This window comes from Paenibacillus aquistagni (genome assembly GCF_900177815.1).
Classification (GTDB): Bacteria; Bacillota; Bacilli; order Paenibacillales; family Paenibacillaceae; genus Paenibacillus_B; species Paenibacillus_B aquistagni.
In genome coordinates this window covers 583590-607808 of record NZ_FXAZ01000003.1, presented here as the reverse complement: position 1 = coordinate 607808, position 24219 = coordinate 583590, and the positions used below count along the sequence as shown (strand labels likewise).

Here is a 24219-nt window from a genome sequence, read left to right as displayed (position 1 = left end):
GAAGATGCCTATCTGGTATTAGCTCACGTTTCCGTGGGTTATCCCAGTCTTATGGGCAGGTTACCTACGTGTTACTCACCCGTCCGCCGCTAAGCCAAACACTTTCCGAAGAAAGTGTAAGACTCCGCTCGACTTGCATGTATTAGGCACGCCGCCAGCGTTCGTCCTGAGCCAGGATCAAACTCTCCATTAAAGTGTTTGACTTGCTCATTGGTATTGCTGACGAGAAATTAATTCTCAATTCGCTTCATCATTTGTTCAGTTTTCAAGGAACTTTGTTATCAACCATGTTCGAAGTGAACACTTGAATTAGTATATCTTATCGAATCATCGTTGTCAACACTTTTTATTTTTTGTTGTTTTTCAGAAGTTATCGTCGAAACAACAGAAATTAATGTACCACATTCTCCAAGAGTTATGCAACATGAAAAATATTACATCAATGTTCATTTCACTTTTTTAATACTAAAAATAAAACCAGGAAGGGACTCGACACCCCTCCTGGTTCAACTACAAGCTATTCTAATGTACCGTTTACGCGTTCAATGATTCATTCAATAAACGAACGAACTCGTTTTCATCCGTAATAACCTGAATGCCCAGCTGCTCTGCTTTTGCCAGCTTGCTACCCGCCTTTTCACCTGCAACAACAAGATCTGTCTTCTTGGATACACTTCCTGTGACCTTTGCGCCGCACGCCTCCAGCTTGGAGGTTGCCTCATCACGAGTCAACAGCTGCAGCGAGCCTGTTAGAACAACCGTTTTGCCATAGAATATAGAATCAGTATTAACAGCCGCTGGTTCGGCAGGCCCTTGCGGAGATACGCCCAGCTCAAGCATCCGTTCAATTGAACTGCGATTAAGCGGATCGGCAAAATAACCAGAGATGCTCTCTGCAACAATTCCCCCTACATCTTGAAGCTGAATCAACTCTTCAGGTGCAGCTGTCATAACCGCCTCTAAGCTCTTATAATGATCCGCTAACGCACGAGTTGTCGTCTTCCCTGTATTCGGAATACCAAGTGCAAAGAGGAAAGACGCCAGCTCTCTCGACTTCGCTTCTTCCATTGCCTTCAATAGATTATTTGCCTTTTTCTCGCCAAAACGATTCAGTCCTACTAATTGATCGAAGGTGAGCGCAAATAGATCCGCGGGGTCGCGCACTTCCAGCTCATCATAGAGCTGCTCAGCCGTCATCACGCTGAATGTCTCAATATCCATCGCATCGCGAGAAGCAAAATGAGCAAGTCGAGCTACAATTTGGGGCTTACAGCCAAGCCGATTGTTACAAAATAGATGTGCGCCTCGCATCTCAAGCTCTGATCCACAAGACGGGCAATGTGTTGGATAAATGATCTCTTCCCCGTCCTGCTCATCCGTTACTTTTCCGAGAATCTCAGGGATGACATCATTGGATCTGCGAATAAATACACGGGAACCGAGGGCGTGCTTCAAGTTCTTGCGTTCAATGTCACCAATATTATTGAGCGTACAGTTCTGTACCGTCACCCCAGCAAGCTCAACCGCTTCGACGCGCGCTACAGGTGTAATCTTGCCTGTCCGGCCGACTTCCCAGCTGACGGATTCGAGAACCGTCGTAGTCTCCTCCGCCTCAAACTTAAAAGCAACAGCCCAGCGCGGGAACTTATCGGTATATCCCAATACCTCACGCGTACGCATGTCAATCAACTTGACAACAGCACCATCGATCAGGAAATCAAACGTATTGCGCTGCTCCTGAATCCGATTCAGCTCGGCCATGACTTCTTCTATGGTATTAAAGTAAGTGACATGCGGGCTTACCTTAAAATGATTATCTTTCAGGAACTGAATCATCTCTTGGTGGTTCTCAAAGCGGATATCACTGGCATACCCGACATTATAGAAAAAGGCGTTCAGCTTGCGCGATGCTGTGACTTGTGGATTCAAGTTGCGAAGGGCGCCTGCAGCCGCGTTTCTCGCATTTTTCAGAGGATCAGCTGCGGTTTGGTTGTAGGCTTCAAGGATAGAAAGATTCATCATCCCCTCGCCCTGCACTTCGATTGTGCCTTCTTTGTAAGGAATCGTGAGCGGCACCGATCGAATCGTCTTGACCTGAGGAAGGATCGCTTCCCCTGTGACTCCATTGCCTCTTGTTGCCGCTTGCACCAATACACCATCCGTATAAGTAAGGTTTAGAGTAAGCCCATCGAATTTCAGCTCAACTGCAAAGCTTGGATCTGGGAGTGGCGTTTGATCAGGGTTCTTCGTGTTATAGTCTTGTACGAGCTTGACAACCCGCTGATGCCACTGCAGCAAATCTTCGGTATCCTGAGCCTTATCCAGGCTCCACAAGCGCGACAAATGCCGATGAGGGGTAAATCCGCTCAGCAGCTCTCCACCAACACGCTGCGTTGGCGAGTTCGGGAGAATAAACCCTGTCTCTTGTTCAAGTGCCACCAGCTCGTCGTAAAGCGCATCATATTCTTTATCGCTAATGATCGGATTATCCAAGGTGTAATATTGATAGTTGTAGGTAAAAAGCTCTTGAACGAGCTCCTGCATGCGCGCTTCAAGCTTAGGATCGATAGCGTGATTACTCATCCGTGGGAAATCCCCTTCCTTTTTTTCAAATGATGCTTGATATTCTGCTTACATCTATTAAGCGAAGTGTTTTTCATTATCATCAGCCCAACCCCCTAGCATCAAGATGAGAGGATAGGCATCAAAAGATTGTTCTTATGTAACACGCCCGACAGAATGAGGCCAATCGACCTTGCCGAGCGTGATGAATTCATGATGTTGAGCAGCCTATGTGTTATCCCATGAGGCTCTCTTGTTCATTTTATAACCATATCGCAGACCGAATGCCCTTCATAGGGATAGCAAATAAGGAAGCAATCTAACCTTGTAGAAAGAGGACGAGCTTGGTCTGGCACTTTTGTCAGCATACCCTTGATTCACTAACCCTACACCTTGGTAATCGGCGCAAAAGCCGCCAGCAAGCGCTTCAGGCCGACAGGAGCAGAAAAGGCAATCTGAAGCTCGATGTCCGTGCCTGTCCCTTTAACAGATACGATAACCCCAGTTCCCCATTTCCCATGAGCGACTTTGTCTCCCGCTTTGAAGCTCTGATCACCGGCACCAGCCTGCTTCGCTTTATCTTGCGGCGATGTAACCGTGACACGATTGGCTGCTGGCTTAGATGACGGGCCAAGGCCAGGCACCGCACTGCCTTTAGCCATACCGCCTTGCGCACCGAAGGACTGCCGTGCTCCAAATGAATTTGAACCCGCTCCTTGCGCACCTGTTGCCGGCGTGCTGTCGCCACTATACCCCAACCCTCTGCCGCCATAAGCTGAAGAAGCTGCCTGACGGCCAAATCGGTCAAAACGCTCATAACGTGCGCCGCCAGTAGGCGAAGCATTTTCGAGCAATTCCTCCGGTATTTCTCTTAGGAAGCGTGAAGGCTGATTCGCATTGGTGCGTCCAAATAGAGTCCTTGTTCTTGCACAGGTGAGGAACAGCTTCTTCTCTGCACGTGTTATCCCTACATAGGCGAGTCGGCGTTCCTCTTCCAGCTCCTCATTGTCGGTAAAGGCGCGGCTATGCGGGAATACGCCCTCCTCCATTCCGATGATGTATACAACAGGGAACTCCAAACCCTTAGCACTGTGCATCGTCATCAAAATAACCGCATCCTCAGGCGCTTCATCCGGATCGTCTCCCAAAGAGTCTATGTCTGCAATCAACGCGAGATCCGTTAGGAACGAGACAAGCGTCTTGTCGTCATTGCGCTTCTCAAACTCCTGTGTTACAGACAGAAACTCCTCGATGTTCTCTACGCGTGCTTTGGATTCAAGTGTATTCTCACGCTGAAGCTCTAACTTATATTCGGTCAGCTCTAGCATCTTCTGTGTTAGATCCGTAACCGATAAGTACTCCTGCATCCGCGTAAGATTAAGCATCATCTCGTGAAAGTCACGAAGCGTATTTTTCGTACGAGGCGCGATATCCAATAGGTCCATATCATCAATAACCTTCATTATGGATACACCGCGTTCCGTGGCCGCCTCAGAGAGCTTCGCAATCGTCGTTGCTCCGATGCCCCGCTTCGGCACGTTCACAATGCGCTCCAAGCTGATATCATCATCCGGGTTCGAAATCAGTCTCAAATAACCCAAGATATCCTTGATCTCTTTGCGATCATAGAACTTGATCCCGCCTACAATCTGATAAGGAATCTCCGACTTGATGAGAATTTCCTCGATGACACGCGACTGGGCATTCGTACGGTAAAGAATCGCATGGTCGCTATAGTGCATGCCGCTCATTTGATTTTTCTTAATTTCGCCGGTTACAAAATAACCTTCGTCATGCTCGGTGTCCGCTTGGTACAGCTTAATGAGGTCACCCTCGTCGCTGTCCGTCCACAGCTTCTTCGGCTTGCGTCCCGTATTATTATTAATCACTCCATTAGCTGCGTTCAGGATATTCGCTGTCGAACGATAATTCTGCTCCAACAGAATCGTCGTCGCATTCGGATAATCCTCTTCAAAGTTCAGGATGTTCGTGATATCCGCACCACGCCAACGATAGATCGACTGGTCGCTATCTCCGACCACGCAAATATTCTGATGCTGATCCGCGAGCATGCGGCAGAGCATGTACTGCGCACGGTTCGTATCCTGATACTCGTCCACGTGAATGTATTTGAATTTGCGCTGGTAGTGTTCAAGTACATCCTGCTCATCCTTAAACAGCTGGATCGTCGTCATGATCAAATCGTCAAAATCGAGCGAGTTGTTGGACTTCAGACGCTTCTGGTAGCTTTTATATACCTTTGCAACGATATCATCAAAATAATCGCCGACGCGTTCTTCAAAGCGCTTAGGTGTAATCAGTTCATTTTTCGCCGTGCTGATTGCAGCTTGAACAGACTTCGGATCGAACTTTTTCGTATCGATATTCAGATCCTTCATGCATCCGCGCACAACGGACAGCTGATCCGCAGAGTCTAGAATCGTGAAGTTGGAGGAAAAGCCGAGACGTTCAATATCTTTGCGCAGAATGCGTACGCACATCGAGTGAAAGGTGGATACCCAGATGTCGTGCCCTTCCTTGCCTACAAGGTGGGACACCCGCTCCTGCATCTCACGAGCCGCTTTGTTTGTAAAGGTGATCGCTAGAATGCTCCATGGGGCTGCTTTTCTCGTTGCAATCAGATTCGCAATCCGGTGCGTAAGCACGCGTGTCTTACCCGAACCCGCACCAGCCATGATGAGCAGAGGGCCATCTGTCTTCTCAACCGCTCGGCGCTGCTCTGGATTCAGCCGTTGAATCGCTTTTTCGATGTCCTCGGCAAGCTTCATCGACTTCCTAGGATCCTCGATATTTTCCAGAAATTCAAACATAAGTCCTTCTCCCCTTTCAGAAGCATGGTTATCAATCTATATCAGCTTGGTGATGTTGGATGGTAGTGGCTAACGATAATCGATAGATTAAGCTGTCGTATAAGTTAAAGAAAATAGTTTCTATGTGATGGTTTCTCAATGTTTAATGGAATGAGTCGGCGTTTCATTGGTTGTGTTAATGAAGCAGGATATAAAAGTGTCTTGTTAATTAATCTAGGTGGAACTACCCTTTACAGCAGCAACTGTATCTAACCCTGCTTGCAGATTATCATACACAATATTGCCGACCACAATCGTGTCTGCCACCGCAGCCGCAGCTTGAGCTTGCTCAATGGTTGCAATGCCGCCGCCATACAGGACATGGGCATCGCTTGCTGCCGCCTTGATCTGCTTCACCGTCTCCATATCTCCAAAGGTTCCGCTGTATTCGGCATATATAATCGGAAGCCGCATCAGCTTGTCCGCAATATGCGCATAGGCCGCTGCTTCTTTGGCAGTCAACTGAGCATTGGCTTCGCTCACCTTCGCTGCTGTCGCTTCTGGATTCAATATAATGTAGCCCTCAGGGACAATCAATTCCCAAGGCATCATGTAGCCGTACTGTTCAATGGCACGCTTGTGCTGGCCTACCAGCCATTCGGTGCTTGTCGTATTCAAAACCATCGGGATAAAGTACGCATCAAATCCCGGCACAACCGCGTCCAAGTCAGAGACTTCCTGAACCACGGGCAGTTCAAATCTGCGAATTCGGGACATGAGATCCACGGTGTTCTCGAAGGTGATCCCACTGGACCCTCCAACCATAATCGCATCTGTTCCTGACATGCAGATCTGCTCTAGTGCGCTGTCGCCGATGTCTTTATCCGGATCGAGCTTAAACACGTGGCGCCACTCATGTAAATGTATGATATCTATCGCGTTCATTCCTTTTGCGGAAGCTTTCACTTGTTCGTTCCTCCACTCTATGGCTGTCTTCTTGTGTTAGTGTTTGGTGTCTGTGGTTCATTGTTCATTGTTTATGAAACAACATTCCATACAGGCAAATCAGGCTAATTGAACCGAACTTCTTGCTTGCTAAAGAAGCATAACAAGATAAGTCTAAGACAGGGAGTATAGGGTGTCAATGAAGGGTTGCTGGTATACGGTTAGCGAAGCACATGGTAACGGTGAATAAGATTATGCTAAGGAGAACGTATAATTAAATACTACCTCAATGAAATTGGTTGCGAACTAGCTATGACGTCATATCTGTTACCCTTCTTCTAAATGCTACTTCTGATTTTTGATGGAACCTTTGTTCTGATGTGAACAGGTTACTGAGCTGGTTTAATGAATTAGTGTATCTTGTTGAAACAACTCCACTTCATGCTACTCACAAAAGAGAATATATGTTCTGATTTTATTGTACAAAAAGAGCTTCCTCTTGTCACGAAGAAGCTGTGTGTTTTAGTGGTTTCTGTAAGCTAATGAATGATTCAGATGCAAGGATGAAAAGACGACAATTGCTCTCTACACGATTCCATTCATAGAATCACCGATACAAGCAATCTGGCATATTTGCAGCTAACGCTGACGATAATATCCCTACATGATCCAGTTCACGATCAAGATGATAACCAACCAGAGAGTGGCCCCTAGCAGGATTCCATTGAGCCATCCTCGGCCAGTAGCAACCGCATCATCATCCATTTCATCGCGAGACTTCTGCATAAAATCAGCTCCCCATTAGAGATTATATTCTCAGTGTGGGGAGCTTGTGCACCTTTTTATACATGATGTTATTGTTAAAAAGTTAGAAGTGAATGATTGCAATGATTGCGAGCACATGATCCAAGTACGCATAATTCGGAGTGTAAATTAATTCCTAATATGCGTTTTTATTCACGAAACCGTTCCAGATCGTCTTCCAAATGATTTTGATATCAAATAATAAGGACCAGTTCTCGATGTAGAAGATATCATGACGAATTCGCTCTTCTATTGAAGTATCTCCTCTTAAACCGTTGCTCTGGGCCCAACCAGTGATTCCAGGGCGTACATGATGCTTCACCATGTACTTTGGAATCTCTTCTTTAAATTGTTCAACGAAATACGGGCGTTCTGGACGAGGACCTACAACGCTCATATGACCGAACAGAACGTTGAAGAACTGAGGTAATTCGTCTAGACTCGTTTTGCGTAGAAAGCTGCCGAACCTCGTTTTGCGCGGATCATTCGCTGTTGTCCACTGGGTATCTGCCACCTGATCAGAACTGACCTTCATGGAACGGAATTTGTACATATAAAAGTTTCTGCGATTTAATCCAACGCGCTCTTGTTTGAATAAGATTGGACCTGGAGAGGTGAGTTTGATTCCAATTGCAACAAGCAACAACACAGGTGATGTAATTATGATTGCGATAAGTGCAAATATAATATCAAATCCACGTTTGAATACTCGATTGCGCATGACATCAAGGGGAATATCCCGCACGTTAATCATCGGCATGCCTGCAAAATTATCAAAGTACGGTCGCGATGGCAGGTAGTCAAAGAAATCGGGAATGATCAGTGTACGTACGCCTGCTTTTTCACAGGTATTGATGATATCAGGGAACTTATGATGTGCATCTAGAGGTAGTGCAATAATGACTTCGTCGATTAATTTTTCATTTAACATTCTATCGAGATTATTTAATGCACCCATAATTGGTGCATATTGTTTACTTTCTTCTGAATCCCATGTTGCACGATCATCCAAAAACCCAACAACTTCATAACCTATTTCTGGATAATATTTCAAGTTTCGATAAAAGGTTTTCCCAAGTGTACCTGCACCCAATATAAGTACATATTGTTTGTTATAACCTTTCTCCCTAGCCTTGCGCAGTCCCCTTTTCACCACATAGCGATATATCGTAGTAATCATTACAGCAATTGAAATGAATATCGCCAAGAATTCCCGAGAAATGTGAACTTGCTTAAAAAAGAAAAGCGATCCGAGGAGCACAAATAACGCAATACCATGGGTCTGTAGAATTCGCACTAGTTCATCAGCAAACCGTTTTTTCCGGTGGAATGAGTATAAGGATGATATTGTACCTATAATTAAAACTACCGCACCGTATACGCCCCCCCACATGACGTACGTACTGAAAGATAAAGCAGAGTCTCCGTCTAAATAACCACTTGCAAATTTTACCCACCAAGCAGCTCCAAATGCGATACCCACGCACAGCATATCAAATAACATATATAGTTTGGACAGAAACCTCTGGTTCTTGCGAATCATGATAACCTCAACCTTATCAACATTTTTTATAATTAGTATACCGTATATACACTTGAATAAGTTGTAAAAAATATAACTATACAATGAATTAACTAACTTTTCATCTTATGAGTAATTTTCGAAAAGGTGTTAAGAGTTAAGGCTGCTGCAAGTTTAGCGCCCATTCCTGTATACATAAGCGTATTAACCCACCAGGGGTATTGCTTCTTATAATGTTTATTGTATAAAACATATATTGCACGATGAAATTCATAGGTTATCTTGTACGGCTTATTCTGACTGCTTGCTCGTTTGAAATGAATTATATGCGTTTTTGGGTAATAATAGTTTACCCACCCAGCTTGTTGTATTCGGTAGCACCAATCTACATCTTCTCCATACATAAAGAAATCCTCATCAAGCACTCCTACTTCATCAATCACCTCACGACGTACCATCATGAAGGCTCCTACAAGACAATCAATAGGCGAAGGTTGATCCTCATTGATATCTCCACAGTGATAAGCGTTAATCCGAGGGTTGTGAGAAAAGAGCCGTGACAGACCTGATACATAGTAAAAAGTTGCCGATGGAGTAGGAAATCCTCGTTTGCACGCCTTATCTAAAGTGCCATCAGGGAGGACGACTTTACATCCTGAAGCACCCACTTCAGGATGGTCATCCATGAATTGAATCATGATGTCGAGTGTGTCTGGTTGAACGACGGTGTCGGAGTTAAGGAGGAGGATGTAACGACCTCTGGCTACACGCATACCTTGGTTATTAGCTTTAGAAAAGCCTAAATTTCTATCATTTTCCACCAAACGAATGTCGAAATCAAAGTTGCGAAACAAATTTATTGATCCATCATGTGAAGCATTATCAATTAAAATCACTTCAAATTGATAATTTGTGGCTGAACAAAAAATGGACTCCATGCACTTCTTTGTTAGGTCCTTTGTATTGTAATTTACTATAATGATTGATATATCCATGGTTTCTCCTCAACAGAGCAATAAATGTAATTCCATACACATTTTGATGTTAACATAGAAAATGCAAAATGGCTAAGCTTATGCTCAGCCATTTAACACTATCCGTTGTAACATTTTATAAATTCCTTTAATGAATTTCTCCAATCAGGAAGTAATTGAAAGCCATTTGTTTCAATAGCTATGTGGCGCATTACTGAATATGCTGGTCGAGGTGCAGGACGTGGGTATTCCTGAGTTGTGCAGGGATTAACTTGAATATCTTGTTTACCTGCTTCAATAAAGATTGCTTGTGCAAACTCGTACCAAGAGCAGTGACCTTGATTTGAAGCATGATAGATCCCATACCTCTCAGTAAGAATTAAGTCTCCAAGAAATTTCGCAAGATCTCTGGTATACGTCGGAGAACCACATTGGTCAGAAACAACATTAATCTCTTTCTTCTCATTTCCTAACTTAAGCATTGTTTTAACAAAATTATTGCCGTTACTTCCGTATACCCATGAAGTTCTAACAATGTAATAGCGGGAACAAAGAGAATGTGTTAGGAGTTCACCAGCAAGTTTGGACTTACCATAGACTGTAATTGGACTAGTATTATCATACTCTGTATAAGGTACTCTAGAGGTACCGTCAAATACGTAATCAGTACTTATATAACAAAATTTTATATTTAGAGCACCACAAAGAACAGCTAAATTACGAGTGCCATCTGTGTTTACTCTAAACGCTGATATCATATCTTCTTCAGCTGCATCTACCGCCGTATACGCAGCACAATGAATGATTGCATCTGGCATAAGATTATTTATTACTGACGTACAATGGTGCTCGTCTGTAATATCCATCTCATTTCGAGTTAAGCCAATCGTTTCCAATCCGCGTTCATGCAATAGTCGAACAACATCAGTCCCTAACTGCCCATTTGCTCCCGTTACAAGAACTTTCATGTCAACTCTTCCATTCGTTCACCATATTGCTTCTCATAATAAGCCTGATACTTACCGGATTGAATCCGTTCCCACCAAGATTGATTATCTAAGTACCAACGAATGGTTTCCTTTATGCCCGATTCAAAATTATGCTTTGGTTGCCAGCCTAAATCAGAAGTAATTTTAGTCGCATTAATTCCATAACGGCGATCATGACCTAGGCGATCCTTCACATACTTTATCAGTGATTCCGGCATATTTAATTCTTGAAGTATCGTTTTTACAATGTGAATGTTGGTTCGTTCATTATTACCACCTATATTGTACACCTCACCATTCACACCATTATGAATCACAAGATCAATTGCACTGCAATGATCTTCGACATACAGCCAATCACGTATATTTAATCCGTCACCGTACACAGGTAGATCTTTGTTGTTGAGTGCATTAGAGATGATTAATGGAATTAATTTTTCTGGGAACTGATAAGGCCCATAGTTGTTAGAACAACGAGTAATATTAACGGGAAGACCAAATGTTTCATGATATGCTCGAACAAGCATATCACTACCAGCTTTACTAGCAGAGTATGGGCTATTTGGAGAAAGCGGCGTTTCTTCTGTGAATAAGCCCGTCTCACCTAATGAACCATATACTTCATCAGTCGAAACTTGGACATATTTGGTGACACCATATTTCTTAGCTGCATCTAAAAGCACTTGAGTTCCCATAACATTTGTTTTGACGAAGATCTCTGGCTCTAAGATTGACCGGTCAACATGAGATTCCGCCGCAAAGTTAACAACTACATCAATACCGCCTTTAAAGGCTTGATCGACCGCATGAGCATCTGCGATATCTGCTTTAATAAAAGTATATCCTTCATGATCTTCAATACTCTTAAGGTTCTCCAAATTACCGGCATAAGTCAAAGAATCCATGTTAATAATCTGATAGTTAGGATACTTATTTAACATATACATGACGAAGTTGCTTCCAATAAACCCTGCTCCGCCAGTTACGAGTAATTTCACTTGATTTCCTCCTACTCAAAATTGTTCTCAGCATCAGAAAATAATGGATGTCGCAGATCTTTCTCTGATAGGATCGGATTGGACGTTGGCCAATCAATTCCCAGTTTCGGGTCATCCCATCGTATCCCTCTATCTAAATCTGGTGCATAAAGTTCATCTACTTTGTACTGTACCTCAGTATTAGGAACAAGGGTACAATAACCATGAGCAAAGCCTTGAGGAACAAGCAACTGTCGCTTGTTATGCTCACTCAAAATAACACCAACCCATTTACCATAGGTGCAGGAGTTCTTTCTAATATCCACAATAACATCATAAATTGCACCGGATGTCACTCTAACAAGCTTGGTTTGCGCCTTGGGATTAAGCTGATAATGCAGCCCCCTTAGTACACCAGCTTCAACTGAAAGAGCATGATTGTCTTGAATAAAAACCGTGTCTATTCCATGCTGAGCAAATACCTCACTGTTGTAACTCTCCATAAAGAATCCTCTAGTGTCTCCAAACACCTTCGGTTCAACTAATAAAGCACCGTTCAGCGATAAAGGAGTGACAATCATCAATATGCCTCCTTATAATTTTAATTTTCCAAACTCTTCGCCGAATGTTATTTCCTTTGCCAGTTCATTTGCACGCTGGAGCGAAGCATGAGTACCAGCGTCAGTCCACCAACCATTCAATACATCAAATGTTAACTCTTTGCGTTGAATATATGCATTATTCACATCTGTTATTTCCAATTCTCCGCGGCCTGACGGCTTCAGCGTCTTAATAATTTCGAACACCGCACTATCAAACATATATATTCCTGTTACAGCAAAGTTACTCTTAGGCTGTTTAGGCTTTTCTTCGATGGATACAATGATATCGCCTTCTAATTCAGCAACACCATAACGTTGCGGATCATGAACTTCCTGCAACAAGATTTTTGCTCCATTCTTTTGCGCTCGGAAGTTTTCAACGTAATCAGAAATATCATCCTCAAACACATTATCGCCCAATATGACGATCATCTGATCATTTCCTACAAAATGTTCAGCAAGATCGAGGGCTTGTGCGATACCACCAGCTTCATCCTGTACTTTATAAGTAAAGCATACCCCCATTTCACGACCACTGCCTAGCAAGTTAACAACTTCCCCCATATGCTCTTTACCGGTTACAATAAGTATATCTTGTATGCCTGCTTGCTTTAATTTATTTACTGAGTGAAAGATCATAGGATACTTTCCCACTGGAAGTAGATGTTTATTAGTTACCTTTGTTAGCGGATATAATCTTGATCCTGTACCGCCTGCTAATATAATACCTTTCATATCGACACTTCCTTATGAGATATTTTAAATATAGAACTTCTTAATACTCTCAATGACTCTATCAATATCATTACGGGAAATATTGTAGTATAACGGTAATCTTAACAGTTTTTCACTTTCAACTGTTGTATATCTATCCTCACCATGAAAATATCCGAATTTCATTCCAGCTTCAGAAGAATGCAAAGGAACGTAATGGAATACAGATTGGATATTCTCATCCTTTAAATACTTCATTAATCTTGTTCTCTCATCTAAAGAGCCGCATTTAATATAAAACATGTGTGCGTTATGAGTACACCCTTCAGGGACGGTAGGCAATTCAATATACCCTTTACTCTCAAGCTCCCCTAGACCTAGATAATATCTATTCCAGCTCTCTAAACGATTATTATTAATTTCCTCTGCCTTTTCTAACTGAGCGTATAGGAATGCTGCATTAATCTCACTAGGTAAATAGGAAGAACCAATATCAACCCATGTGTACTTGTCTACTTGCCCTCTAAAAAACCTTGAACGATTTGTTCCCTTTTCACGTATAATTTCCGCTCGTTCTATGTAGTTCTCATGGTTGGCTAATAAGGCTCCGCCCTCGCCACAGTTATAGTTTTTTGTTTCATGGAAACTATAACAGCCGAGATGTCCAATTGCACCCAAATGACGCCCCTTATATTGACTCATAACTCCTTGAGCAGCATCTTCAATGACAATCAAGTTATACTTATTCGCAAGCTCCATTATTTTGTCCATCTCACAAGAGACACCTGCATAATGTACAGGTACGATTGCTTTCGTTTTTGGAGTAATTGCAGCTTCTATTAGCGACTCGTCTATGTTCATCGTATCGGGACGAATATCCACAAAAACAATCTTGGCACCTCTTAGAACAAAAGCATTTGCAGTGGAAACAAAGGTGTACGAGGGCATTATTACCTCGTCACCTTCCTTAATACCTGCTAACATAGCTGCCATCTCTAAAGCATGTGTACAGGAGGTTGTAAGTAATACCTTTGCAGTATCAAAGTTCCTCTCCATCCACTCATTTGAGATTTTCGTAAAGTGACCGTCACCAGAAAATTTTCTTTCCATTATCGCTTGTTGAATATATACATGTTCATTACCCGTTATTGCAGGAACATTAAATAGAATCATCTACGATTTCTCTCCTTTTAACAACCACTGCTGGGCTTCCTATAGCAACTGAATAAGGTGGAATACTCCTCGTTACGATGGAGCCAGCACCAATTATACTCCCTTCCCCTATTACAACTCCAGGCAGTATAGTGGAGTTGCCGCCAATCCAAACGTTGTCCTCAATAACAACAGATCTCGCTGTATCTGGGAGGTTCAAAAATTTATAATCGTGAGAAGCCGAGAATATAGTTACATTAGGTCCCAATGCAATATTATCTCCAAAAATAATTTCTGCGTCTTTAATATGGAAAGAACCAAATATTTGACACCCTTTATTTACCCAAACATTATTACCCAATGTTATTTTCGAAGGATATCTAAAGTAAGTTTTGTAATCAATATTATTATCTTTTCCAAACTTTTTGAACATAATTTTAAAGATCGCATATCTTAAAAACGGCGGTAACAAATCTAAAAAAATATAAAATAAATTAAACAAGTATGAATATAAACCAAATAAAAACCGTTTGATTTTCATAGATTAAAAACTATCACCCCGGATACAATAAGGAGGTTTGACAGTACTTTTCTCCCTGTAAACCTTTCCTTTAAAAGTAATATAGACAACAAGAATGTAAATACATAATTCAACGCAATGATAACTGTCAATTCTTTGAAACTTATAAATTTGAGTAAGTAAACAGATAATAGAGTAGCCAAAAAGAACAACGAATATCCAATAATAGTGTAAATGTTAATTATTATCAAAAGAGTTGGCTTATTTTGAACAGCACCTAATTTGAGAAATACTTGAGCAACACTGTTTGTTATAACTAAAATTAATACAAGTGCAATAATCATGCATTTTCACTCTTCCGACTTTGTACAACTATACCTATCATAATTATAGACACCCCAATAATATTACTCAGACTAACCTGCTCATTAAAGATAAAATAACTGAAAATTAGTATGAGCAAATTGTTAATTGCAGTAAGTGGATACGCTACGGAAAGATCTATTTTCCTAAGAGTTAATTGCCAAAATATAGATTGTAGCACTAAGCATAATAATGCCGTTAAATAATATCGATTCAGTAATAGCGCAAAGAAACTGCCTTGTTCAACTTCTACTGCAGCGAATTTAGTAAATACAAATGAAAAAGATTGAAAAAAAATACTTAATATTAAGTATAAATAGTTTCTATTAAGTTGCAATTCGTATCTTCCCTCCATCCCCATATGAAATAGGCGGAGTCAGAGCCAGTATGAAATAATAAATCTATAATAGAAACGTAATGTTCAAAAGGAGGATGGAACTGAGAATACTCCGGGTAACCTGTATAATCTTTGTACACCAATTTAATACCAGCCTCATTGAACCTAGAGTCATCAATATAATCTTTAGCTGCAGGTCCTGAAATATATTCTTTTGCATCCACTTTTTTTAACAAATCTAACAGTTTATCGAGTTTTCTGCTAGATAAATTAAACTCACTAGAGTTAATAAATTCCGCCTTGATCCCTAAAAACTCAGTTGAAATATGTTTTATCAGAAATTGATTTAACTCAGATAACTTTTTCCATTTAGTATCTAAATAAACATGTTCGAAAAAATCTTTGTACTGATTAAAATATGGTGCTTTAGAGTAAGCCATTTTTATATCGTTCCAATGTTGCATCGCCCATTTGGTCGCAGGTAATTCAACTTCATTAATTAGTCTATCTTCTCTAGAACCAACTGGAATAGAGAGCCACTTCGTTCCATTGTTAACTTTGATTTTATTTCGGTTTCTCCAATCGTTCTTCGTGTATTGTAAATCATCATGAAAAATAAATAATTGGGAATCATTAATAATATCGAAATATCCTTTCCAAGGAATGTAGTTGGATTGTATTACAGAAACAGTAGTCATATCATTCTCCTTAATTGTAAATATTTAAAGGAACTTATTGATAATTTCAACAGTTCTATAAGCTCTTTCTTCATCATAGTTCCTATCATTAAATAAATTAATAACATTAGCGTGCAGATCTTCAGCATTAGGTGCTTTACCTAGGCTAAAGATCCCTTTTAACGACGCATAATGAGAACTAGCAAACAATTTATTTTTAAAAAGAGCATCTAAAATTTCATCTTTCTTAGATGTTCGAATATTAAATCTCCACAATTGATACTTAGAATCTAACTGAATACTCTGAGGAAGATTCTCAGAATAAATTTTGTTAATTATATTTTTAGTCTCAATACTAGTCTTATATGCTTCTTCAATTGATGAAAGATAGTGTTCGAGGGAAATACCAACATGAGTGTTGTCTAACCAATCACAATCTTTGTACAGAAACATAGAATTATTAGCTATGCTATTTTTGTACTCATTAATTATACGATCATGACTTTGTTCATCAAAACTCAACGTATTCTTATTGTACCTGATATTGGGCTTTAATTGGGCTAGTCCGCCATAACTTAAATCTACTATTTTAGCGTAACCTGTACTGTAAAGTACTACATCAGCAATAGTATCTTTACTTAATTCAGGATCAGGAGCTGAAAGACATTGATCGTCTACAATCAAGAAGTCTTCATTAATTTTTTTAATTTCTTCATAAAAATGTTCAAACGAACCCAAAACACCAAAAGTTCTGACAAAAAATACGCCTGCATACTTACTGGGGTTATTACCTAATTTTCTCAGAGCATCTTCTTCATCCATACAAAGTGTTTGATTAGAAATGTCAATGAGCTCGAATCTTTTTTTAGCTTTTAAAAAAGTTACAAGAACAATAGGACAAACATTAGCAGGAACCAAAAAGACCTTATCACCTTCATAACTGTTAAGGAGATTATAGATGACCGCTGAAGCTCTAGGCTCAAATATCATTTTTTACGCTCCTTAGCTGGGTTTCCATAAACTACAGCACCAGACTCCACATCATTTAATACATTAGAACCAATACCTACAAAAGAAAAGTTATGAATTACAGTTTTCTCTCTTATCGAGGAGTTTAACCCAATGAAAGTCCCATTTTTAATTTCGACACTGGATCCAACACAAGTAGTAGCAGCAATAAAGTTATTATTTCCAATACTCGAATCATGTTCTATAACAACATTAGAGTTAATAATATTATAGTCTCCAATCGACACATTGGAATTGATTGAACAGTTAGACAGAATTGCATTACCTACACCTAACTTAACATGATCTGAAACATAAGAAGTTGGATGTACAAAAGTATGAAACTTACCCTGTGGTATTCCATAACTTTTCAACAATTTAACTCGCTCTATCATCTTTTCTGGTTTGTACAAAGAGAAAATAAATTTAACGTCAGAGTACTTGCCATAGATACTATGTAATTTGTCAGTGGTGCATACAATCGGATGACCATTGATAGAATCCTTTAATGAAGGATCATCTATGGCGTAGCCAAGAAATTCAATTGCTTGTCCATGCACTCTTTGTGCGTTTATTATATGATCAGCTATGTTTACTGCTGTTCCCTTTCCACCAATAATAATAATTTTCATCCAACACCTCTAATTATCCTTGGTAGTTTTCAACACAATATACAGTGGTTTTTTTGTACTTTTGTAATTAATTCGACCAAGATACTCCCCAAAAATACCTAAAACAAATAACTGAATCCCTCCAAATAAAACTATTCCTGCGATTATGGATGCATATCCCGCTATTGGTATTCCAATAAATAATTTTCTGAATAATATGACAATAAGCCACATGAAGCCTGTAATAAAAGAAACAAGACCCATCCAAGAAGCAAACTTTAATGGAATATCTGAAAAAGAGACAAGAATGTTAATAGTATGTTTTAATAACTTAGAGAAGCTGTAGTTGCTAACCCCATGCTTTCTAACTCCATGTTCAACAGTCACTGTAGAATAGTTATTCGTCACCCAGGCTAAATATCCATCTACAAAAGGGAAGGGCGATTCAAATTGCACTAATGCCTTACCAATCTTTTCGTGCATAATTCTAAATGATGTATATTCATAATTAAGATTAGGAATTGCTTTATTAAATAACTTCCTAGCTATATGAGACGTCATATTTCTCCATTTAGCATGTGACCTCTCCTCATAGATGCCATAAACCAAATCGTATCCTTGTCTCACCTTTTCGTAAAGAAGATGAATATCTTCTGGTCGTTGTTCTAGATCGTCATCTAAAGTAATAATCCATTCTCCAGTTGCTTCTGCAATTCCACATATAATAGCTGCATGTTGACCATAGTTTTTTGTAAATCTAATACCGATGACCCTACTATCTTGCTCACTTAACTCTTGGATGACCCGCCAGGAGTCGTCACCCCCACAATCTTCCACCAATATCAGTTCGAAATTAGCATTCAGTTCTTCTAAAGAAATTTTTATACGTGCATAAAGCTCACTTAAGTTTTTTTCAGACCTGTAAACTGGTACAACCACCGAAAAATATGGTTTCAAGACTATCACCTTTTTCTATTCTGATATCAAACTATCTATGATATTGTTAAACTATTTATCATAATTGATAACTCTCTGATATCCTCTCCCATACCCTTTTCTTTAGGTATAAATCCTTTATCCACTTCAATCTTAAGAATCATATCGTCATTAGTGTCTAATTGATGTTTAATTTCAAATTCACCTTTAATCACTGTTTTCTGAGTTATTAGCTTATCATCAGCAAAGACCTTAATCGTTACATTATCAAATACCCCCGGTTGAATACCTTTTATCTCAAGTAATCCTGCTGTTCCCGTTCTCACTCTTGCTTTAGCAGTCTTACCAATCCAATTGTAGCTACCTTCATTCGCAAACCACCCCTGCAATGGCTGAATATCACTAATGGTTGTATCACTATTAGCCTTATAATTACGATCAAGTACAATCAGATCATATTTTGAATCGGCGACTATATAACCCATAGAGTGCAATTCTTTCAAAATAATATAGATAGATTGATTTTCATTCGGAATAGAATTAGGAATAATGATATATTTTGTATTGCTCCATTCAATAAATTTTTTCAATTCTTCCACACTAGAAAATAATTGAGAATTACCTAAATAATCAGAAGCAGAGGCATTAACGGTTTCCATTCTGCATGACAACTGATTCAATAAATAGTCATCTCCCAGACCTATACATTTGTCCATACTCCCTGAGTTTTTCAAATAACCTTCAATTTTAGCAATACCGTTATATTCAAACAAGTTGCTCTTTGATCTTTCTGTGTTATTCTCACCTACGATCTTAATTGGTGACATACCATAACTCCATGACGGATGAGACACAAACATTAATAAAGTCTGTACAGGAATAAATAAAACTAATGAAATGAACAGAATCTTCTTAATACGAAACAAATAAGGTGTTAAGTGATGAATTACTCCTACGGTACCCAAAATTAAAGGAACAAGATAAAAGTTACTGTCTCCTCCATTAGGCAGCACCGTCGCATAAAATCCCCCCACTAAACACAATGGAGTAATAAGAACCAATATATCCTTTCTTAACTCCACTTTTGTTTCAATCAAACAAAGTAGTCCCAAAGAAAGTATCAAGAAAAACAATAAGTTTCCAATCCATAGCATAATTACATGACCATATGGTTGTGGATCAAAAAGCAGATGAAACCATCTGGAAAAGAAGCCGTTGACATCTAACGAAACTGCTGTCTCTCCTACATTTTTCAACGCATATGGATACTGCACTCTGAAACCCAATATTTCCCATATATTCCCAAATGTAGGATAAATGGGGACGCCCACTATCTTATATGTCCTATAATAAACGCCGGCTAAAACTAATATTGAAAGAGTAAACAAAATAGTATATCTTGTTGCATACTGTTTTGTTTTAAGAATTCCTTTGAGCTGAAATATACTTTTGTTTAATAACATGTATACTAGCAAACCAAGAACAACAAATGGGACATAAAGTATATTAGTTGGTTTCCCACCTAAAGAAAGTACCATCGAAATAATGGAAAACCAAAACAGACTGCTGTCTCTATTCCCGTTTTCCCCTAAAAAAACAATCCAATTCCAAAAGAAATACACACTTAAAATGATCATAAATGTGGAAAACATGTCAGTTTTAGCTGTAGAAGCCATGTTGGATACAACTGGTATAGTGGCTATTAATGATGTATAAAATAGGCTTATGAATGTTTTCTGATTTAATTTTCTAAACATCAGTATCATCATATATATTAATAATGCATAGAAAATGACATTAATAATAATAATGTAACTATAACTCCCAAGATTACTAAGCGGTATTAAAAATAACTCGAATAACTTGGGGTATAAATGAACATAGCTGACCATCCCTAAATTATCATAAAATGACTCATTCCCTACTAATACAGCTTCTGGCCTAAGTCCATACCATATTGAATCGAACTCGTAAGCTAGTAACGTGTTAGCTTTCCCTGACTGAATTAATATCAAGGTCAATAAAAACAGTGATGGTATTTTTTCCCATCTATTAAATTGAGTGAATTTCTTTAATAAATGAATGAAAAACGGCATATTAAAACCATTCACAAAACTCAGAAGGAATAACAAGACTGTTACTATTCTAAGATCGTTAAAACTCCCCTTACCTAATAAAGAACAAACAATACTTACAAAACACCAGATTAAAAAGCCGATCAGAAAGAATTCAAGGTACTTATCATTTCTTTCTTTTTTATTTCGAAGATTCAATGAAAATCTCCCCAACGAAATAATGGCCTCAAAGTATAATAATCCGAGTATAACAGCTGGCAAAACACCATGAAGGTACAAAAAAATCACACTTATAATTGTTATACCTGCAGTACACCAGCTTTTTTTTGCGAATATTGCAAGAACTACAAAAGCTGCACTTATAAGCGACATTTCGAAAATACCATTAACAGTTTCCGGTTGTACTATCTGCCACTTATAAACCTTAAATATAATATTTTTTATAGCACTATATTGAAAAACAAGTGATAAAAATAAAGTGGCTAATAATACAAATATGATCGCTTTCTTTTCCTTTTTTAGAATATCATTCATAAGGATCCCCTAACGAATAGTTTATTATTTCCTATTGGAAATATACTTTACTTATCATTGCACTCATTTCTCTTTGATCAGCATCATTTTCCTTTGGCACATGAGTACTATTAAATTCAAGTCGGACATGAATTTTTTTGTTAGATATATCCTGAACATTGACGTTAATGAGAAGTGGATTACCCGGAATTAGCGCAGTCTCATACGCGGCTTGCTCATTCATATATACAACAACTTTGTTTATTTCAACAAATGTTTCAGGAATATAACCTTCTATTACAATATTGCTAGCCCAAGCAGGTTTGGTCAGTTCTAGCCCCGCACTTTTATTGATCCATCTATAATTTTCGGATGGACTTTGAGACAACCACCCTCCGGTAAACATAGATTCACCTTTACTATATGGAAAAGTGATTGTAGATGGCATTTGATTATAATAGGTAAATCCCAATATAAAAATGGTAAATAACACAATAAACGTCTTCCAACCAAATTTTATTCTCACTCGCAATCTGTTTCTGACAGAATCTAGCCAACGAGCTCCTAGTACATCAAGCAATGAGGAAATATTAAATTTTATTAACTGATACTTTTTTAATTTGAGTGCAGGTTTCTCAACTAAATGCCATGATAATATGGATATCAAAATTGTGATACTGAATGAAATCACAAAATTCAAAATCGCATCCATACTTCCTCCGTAGCAATGTGTAACTAATTGCTGGATTGGAAATGCATATATGTATAACCCATAAGAAAAATCCCCAAACTTAGAAAAGCCATTAAGTTTAACGGCTGGTGAAAATGCAAAATAAAATATAAGATAAGTTCCAAATAAAATAAATAACTCCTTAACACCACCATATTGAAGACTTATAAATAGCATAAATATCGATAACATTGCTAAGTGTTTATTAAGTGGTATATAACTACGATAAATATAAAATAGCATTCCGAAGGAAAAATATACAAACAATTCTGAGAGTGTTGAGATTTCAAGTCCCCAAAGATGCCCACTACCAGATGGCGATATAGTTTTTTGAAAAAAGTAATAAAAGAGATTCACAAATGATATTAACAAAATCATTTTTTTGAATCTTAACATCCCCATAGCTCCTAAAATGGCCACGACGATATAACATATCACTTCAAATGGGATAGTCCATAACGAACCATTAACTGCACCTTGATAGACATTAGTTTCAAATACTCCTGGAAGGAACCACTCCATCGGGAACAAGAAAAACGCTCTTAGGTATTGATAGGTTTGAGGATGAACAAAATACTCTTTTAAGGGTAAGCTAGTTACTATTGGTCCTAAAACAAAGGTTGAAAGCAAAAGTGCAATTAAAAGTCCTGGAAAGATTCTCAGAACCCGCGACTTTGCAAAGGTAATAATTGATTTTGAGTTTTCATAACTTTGTGTAATAAGGAATCCACTAACAATAAAAAAAGTTGCAACTGCCAGACCACCACTATTCCATTGCCCATTAGACAAGGCATAAAGAATTTCTCCCTGTTGGCCATTTCCTTCACCAAGAGGAAACGCATGATAATACAATACCATTGTAGCGGCGATAAATCGGATTACATCGAAATTATTGTTTCTACCAATTGCCAAATCACCTAAACTTAAATAAGCATTTTGTGGTCTAACCCTCTTTGACTGCCCCGCAATTATCATAATTACTATCTCCAACTTTACTCAGTTATTTGAAAGATTAAGCTATATATTCAGATCATCTGATTCGAAAAATATCGTCTTCCGCCACGTATTCTCCAACCTGAACCTCGATTAAGTGTAAATCTATCTTTCCTGGATTCTCAACTGAATGTTCGTCACCCATACGAATGAAAGTCGACTCATTGGTTCGTAAAAGAGAAGTATTCCCGTTAACCGTAACAAGAGCTGTTCCACTAACAACGATCCAATGTTCATTGCGATGGAAATGCATCTGCGTGCTTAATTTTTGTCCAGGTTTAACAACCACTTTTTTAATCTTATAGTTATCCTCATAATCTAGAACAGTGTGGTTCCCCCACGGTCTATAAGCAGTCGTATGATTATCACATAGTGGAGAATTGTTCTGCTTTAATTGCTCTACGACCAATTTCACATCCTGCGACGATCCTTTTTTCGATATCAAGAGTGCATCTGGTGTATCCACGATAATGAGATCCTGTACATCTACAGCTGCTACATAGCGATCATTTGAAATAATCAAGTTATTATTGGAATTGAATTGATTATAACTTGCACCAAGTGTATTCCCTGACTCATCCTTAGGAAGTTCGTGATATAAGGCTTCGAAGCTACCAAGATCAGACCATCCTATTTGGGCAGGAACCATCTTAACACATGTACTCTTCTCCATAACTGCATAGTCAATGCTGTCCGATGGAATCTGAATCATAGCTTCTTTCTGAATACGTGTAACATACTCATATGTCTTCGCACTTTCAAAGGCCTGACGGCTTGATTCAAATATCTCAGCAGCGTGTTTTTTCAACTCATTGAGGAAAACACCTGCTTTGAAAAGAAACATGCCACTGTTCCAATAGAAATTCCCTTGATCTATATAATGTTCTGCAGTAGTTTGATCGGGTTTTTCCTTAAATGAAATTACGTTGTATCCATTTGCTTCGATATATCCGTATCCTGTTTCTGGGTATTCCGGATGTATCCCAAAAGTAACGATTGCTCCTGTCTCGGCAATACTCATAGCATCCTTAACACATTTCGAATACTCTTGATGGTTCTTAACGATATGATCTGATGGAGTAACAAGCACAAGTTCTTCTTCATCAACCATCTTACAAGCTAAAGCAATAGCAGGAGCAGTATTTCGTCCAATTGGTTCCAAAAGGAACTTGGCATCTTGATATTCAAGTTCCTCTACATGATCCAATGCTAAAAAATACTGCTCCTCATTCGATACAATTAGAGTATTACTACACAGTGTCCGGTTACGTTCTAATGTCATCTGAAACAAAGAACGATCACCTATTAGCTTATTGAATTGTTTAGGATAGAGTGTACGAGACAACGGCCATAAACGAGTACCGTTGCCCCCACATAATATTACATTTATCATCATAATCTCCCA

Annotated in this window: 21 protein-coding genes and 1 rRNA gene; all 22 read right to left on the bottom strand. The window is 39.0% G+C overall.

The window, feature by feature from the left end; translation table 11 throughout:
- Nucleotides 1-193, bottom strand: a 16S ribosomal RNA gene (locus tag B9Y93_RS14025); the annotation flags it as partial.
- A gap of 341 nt (nucleotides 194-534) precedes the next feature.
- On the bottom strand, nucleotides 535-2583 hold the full coding sequence (ligA, locus tag B9Y93_RS14020; protein ID WP_085495081.1) for an NAD-dependent DNA ligase LigA: 2049 nt from the start codon (nucleotides 2581-2583) through the stop codon (nucleotides 535-537).
- Between the two features lie 365 nt (nucleotides 2584-2948).
- The gene (gene pcrA / locus B9Y93_RS14015) at nucleotides 2949-5393 is read right to left on the bottom strand and encodes a DNA helicase PcrA (RefSeq protein ID WP_085495079.1); all 2445 of its coding nucleotides are present in this window, start codon (nucleotides 5391-5393) and stop codon (nucleotides 2949-2951) included.
- A gap of 213 nt (nucleotides 5394-5606) precedes the next feature.
- Nucleotides 5607-6317 carry a heptaprenylglyceryl phosphate synthase gene (gene pcrB, locus B9Y93_RS14010; protein ID WP_085495161.1) on the bottom strand — a complete coding sequence of 237 codons (711 nt, stop codon included), beginning with the start codon at nucleotides 6315-6317 and terminating at the stop codon, nucleotides 5607-5609.
- Nucleotides 6318-6977: 660 nt separating this feature from the next.
- Nucleotides 6978-7103, bottom strand: a complete 126-nt coding sequence (locus tag B9Y93_RS25060) for a hypothetical protein (protein WP_280522894.1) — start codon at nucleotides 7101-7103, stop codon at nucleotides 6978-6980.
- 154 nt (nucleotides 7104-7257) lie between these two features.
- Entirely contained in the window at nucleotides 7258-8664 is a 1407-nt protein-coding gene (locus tag B9Y93_RS14005) for an undecaprenyl-phosphate glucose phosphotransferase (RefSeq protein ID WP_085495077.1), read from the bottom strand.
- Between the two features lie 92 nt (nucleotides 8665-8756).
- Nucleotides 8757-9638, bottom strand: coding sequence for a glycosyltransferase family 2 protein (locus tag B9Y93_RS14000; protein WP_085495074.1), 882 nt, complete (start codon nucleotides 9636-9638; stop codon nucleotides 8757-8759).
- A 98-nt stretch (nucleotides 9639-9736) separates the two neighbouring features.
- Entirely contained in the window at nucleotides 9737-10585 is an 849-nt protein-coding gene (rfbD, locus tag B9Y93_RS13995; RefSeq protein ID WP_085495072.1) for a dTDP-4-dehydrorhamnose reductase, read from the bottom strand.
- The gene (rfbB, locus tag B9Y93_RS13990; RefSeq protein ID WP_085495070.1) at nucleotides 10582-11604 is read right to left on the bottom strand and encodes a dTDP-glucose 4,6-dehydratase; all 1023 of its coding nucleotides are present in this window, start codon (nucleotides 11602-11604) and stop codon (nucleotides 10582-10584) included. The genes rfbD and rfbB overlap by 4 nt, the downstream gene beginning before the upstream one ends.
- Nucleotides 11605-11615: 11 nt before the next feature.
- Nucleotides 11616-12164, bottom strand: coding sequence for a dTDP-4-dehydrorhamnose 3,5-epimerase (rfbC, locus tag B9Y93_RS13985; RefSeq protein WP_085495068.1), 549 nt, complete (start codon nucleotides 12162-12164; stop codon nucleotides 11616-11618).
- A 12-nt stretch (nucleotides 12165-12176) separates the two neighbouring features.
- Nucleotides 12177-12920 carry a sugar phosphate nucleotidyltransferase gene (locus B9Y93_RS13980; RefSeq protein ID WP_085495067.1) on the bottom strand — a complete coding sequence of 248 codons (744 nt, stop codon included), beginning with the start codon at nucleotides 12918-12920 and terminating at the stop codon, nucleotides 12177-12179.
- A gap of 24 nt (nucleotides 12921-12944) precedes the next feature.
- Entirely contained in the window at nucleotides 12945-14072 is a 1128-nt protein-coding gene (gene rffA / locus B9Y93_RS13975; protein WP_085495065.1) for a dTDP-4-amino-4,6-dideoxygalactose transaminase, read from the bottom strand.
- Nucleotides 14059-14592 carry an acyltransferase gene (locus B9Y93_RS13970; protein WP_085495062.1) on the bottom strand — a complete coding sequence of 178 codons (534 nt, stop codon included), beginning with the start codon at nucleotides 14590-14592 and terminating at the stop codon, nucleotides 14059-14061. The genes rffA and B9Y93_RS13970 overlap by 14 nt, the downstream gene beginning before the upstream one ends.
- On the bottom strand, nucleotides 14589-14915 hold the full coding sequence (locus B9Y93_RS25205) for an EamA family transporter (RefSeq protein WP_085495061.1): 327 nt from the start codon (nucleotides 14913-14915) through the stop codon (nucleotides 14589-14591). Before B9Y93_RS25205 ends, B9Y93_RS13970 begins: the two co-directional genes overlap by 4 nt.
- Entirely contained in the window at nucleotides 14912-15289 is a 378-nt protein-coding gene (locus B9Y93_RS25200; protein WP_425320344.1) for a DMT family transporter, read from the bottom strand. Before B9Y93_RS25200 ends, B9Y93_RS25205 begins: the two co-directional genes overlap by 4 nt.
- On the bottom strand, nucleotides 15241-15969 hold the full coding sequence (locus B9Y93_RS13955) for a WbqC family protein (protein WP_085495057.1): 729 nt from the start codon (nucleotides 15967-15969) through the stop codon (nucleotides 15241-15243). The genes B9Y93_RS25200 and B9Y93_RS13955 overlap by 49 nt, the downstream gene beginning before the upstream one ends.
- A gap of 24 nt (nucleotides 15970-15993) precedes the next feature.
- Nucleotides 15994-16938: a hypothetical protein gene (locus B9Y93_RS13950; RefSeq protein ID WP_085495055.1), complete on the bottom strand. Its 945-nt coding sequence runs from the start codon at nucleotides 16936-16938 to the stop codon at nucleotides 15994-15996.
- Nucleotides 16935-17588: an LbetaH domain-containing protein gene (locus tag B9Y93_RS13945; protein WP_085495053.1), complete on the bottom strand. Its 654-nt coding sequence runs from the start codon at nucleotides 17586-17588 to the stop codon at nucleotides 16935-16937. The genes B9Y93_RS13950 and B9Y93_RS13945 overlap by 4 nt, the downstream gene beginning before the upstream one ends.
- Nucleotides 17589-17597: 9 nt before the next feature.
- Nucleotides 17598-18524: a glycosyltransferase family 2 protein gene (locus tag B9Y93_RS13940; RefSeq protein WP_176228928.1), complete on the bottom strand. Its 927-nt coding sequence runs from the start codon at nucleotides 18522-18524 to the stop codon at nucleotides 17598-17600.
- Nucleotides 18525-18559: 35 nt separating this feature from the next.
- Nucleotides 18560-21112: a hypothetical protein gene (locus B9Y93_RS13935; RefSeq protein ID WP_085495049.1), complete on the bottom strand. Its 2553-nt coding sequence runs from the start codon at nucleotides 21110-21112 to the stop codon at nucleotides 18560-18562.
- 31 nt (nucleotides 21113-21143) lie between these two features.
- Complete coding sequence (locus tag B9Y93_RS13930; RefSeq protein WP_085495048.1) at nucleotides 21144-22796, bottom strand: acyltransferase family protein; 1653 nt, start codon at nucleotides 22794-22796, stop codon at nucleotides 21144-21146.
- A gap of 55 nt (nucleotides 22797-22851) precedes the next feature.
- Nucleotides 22852-24207 (bottom strand): mannose-1-phosphate guanylyltransferase/mannose-6-phosphate isomerase, encoded by a 1356-nt coding sequence (locus tag B9Y93_RS13925; protein WP_085495046.1) that lies wholly within the window; start codon nucleotides 24205-24207, stop codon nucleotides 22852-22854.
- Nucleotides 24208-24219: the final 12 nt, after the last annotated feature.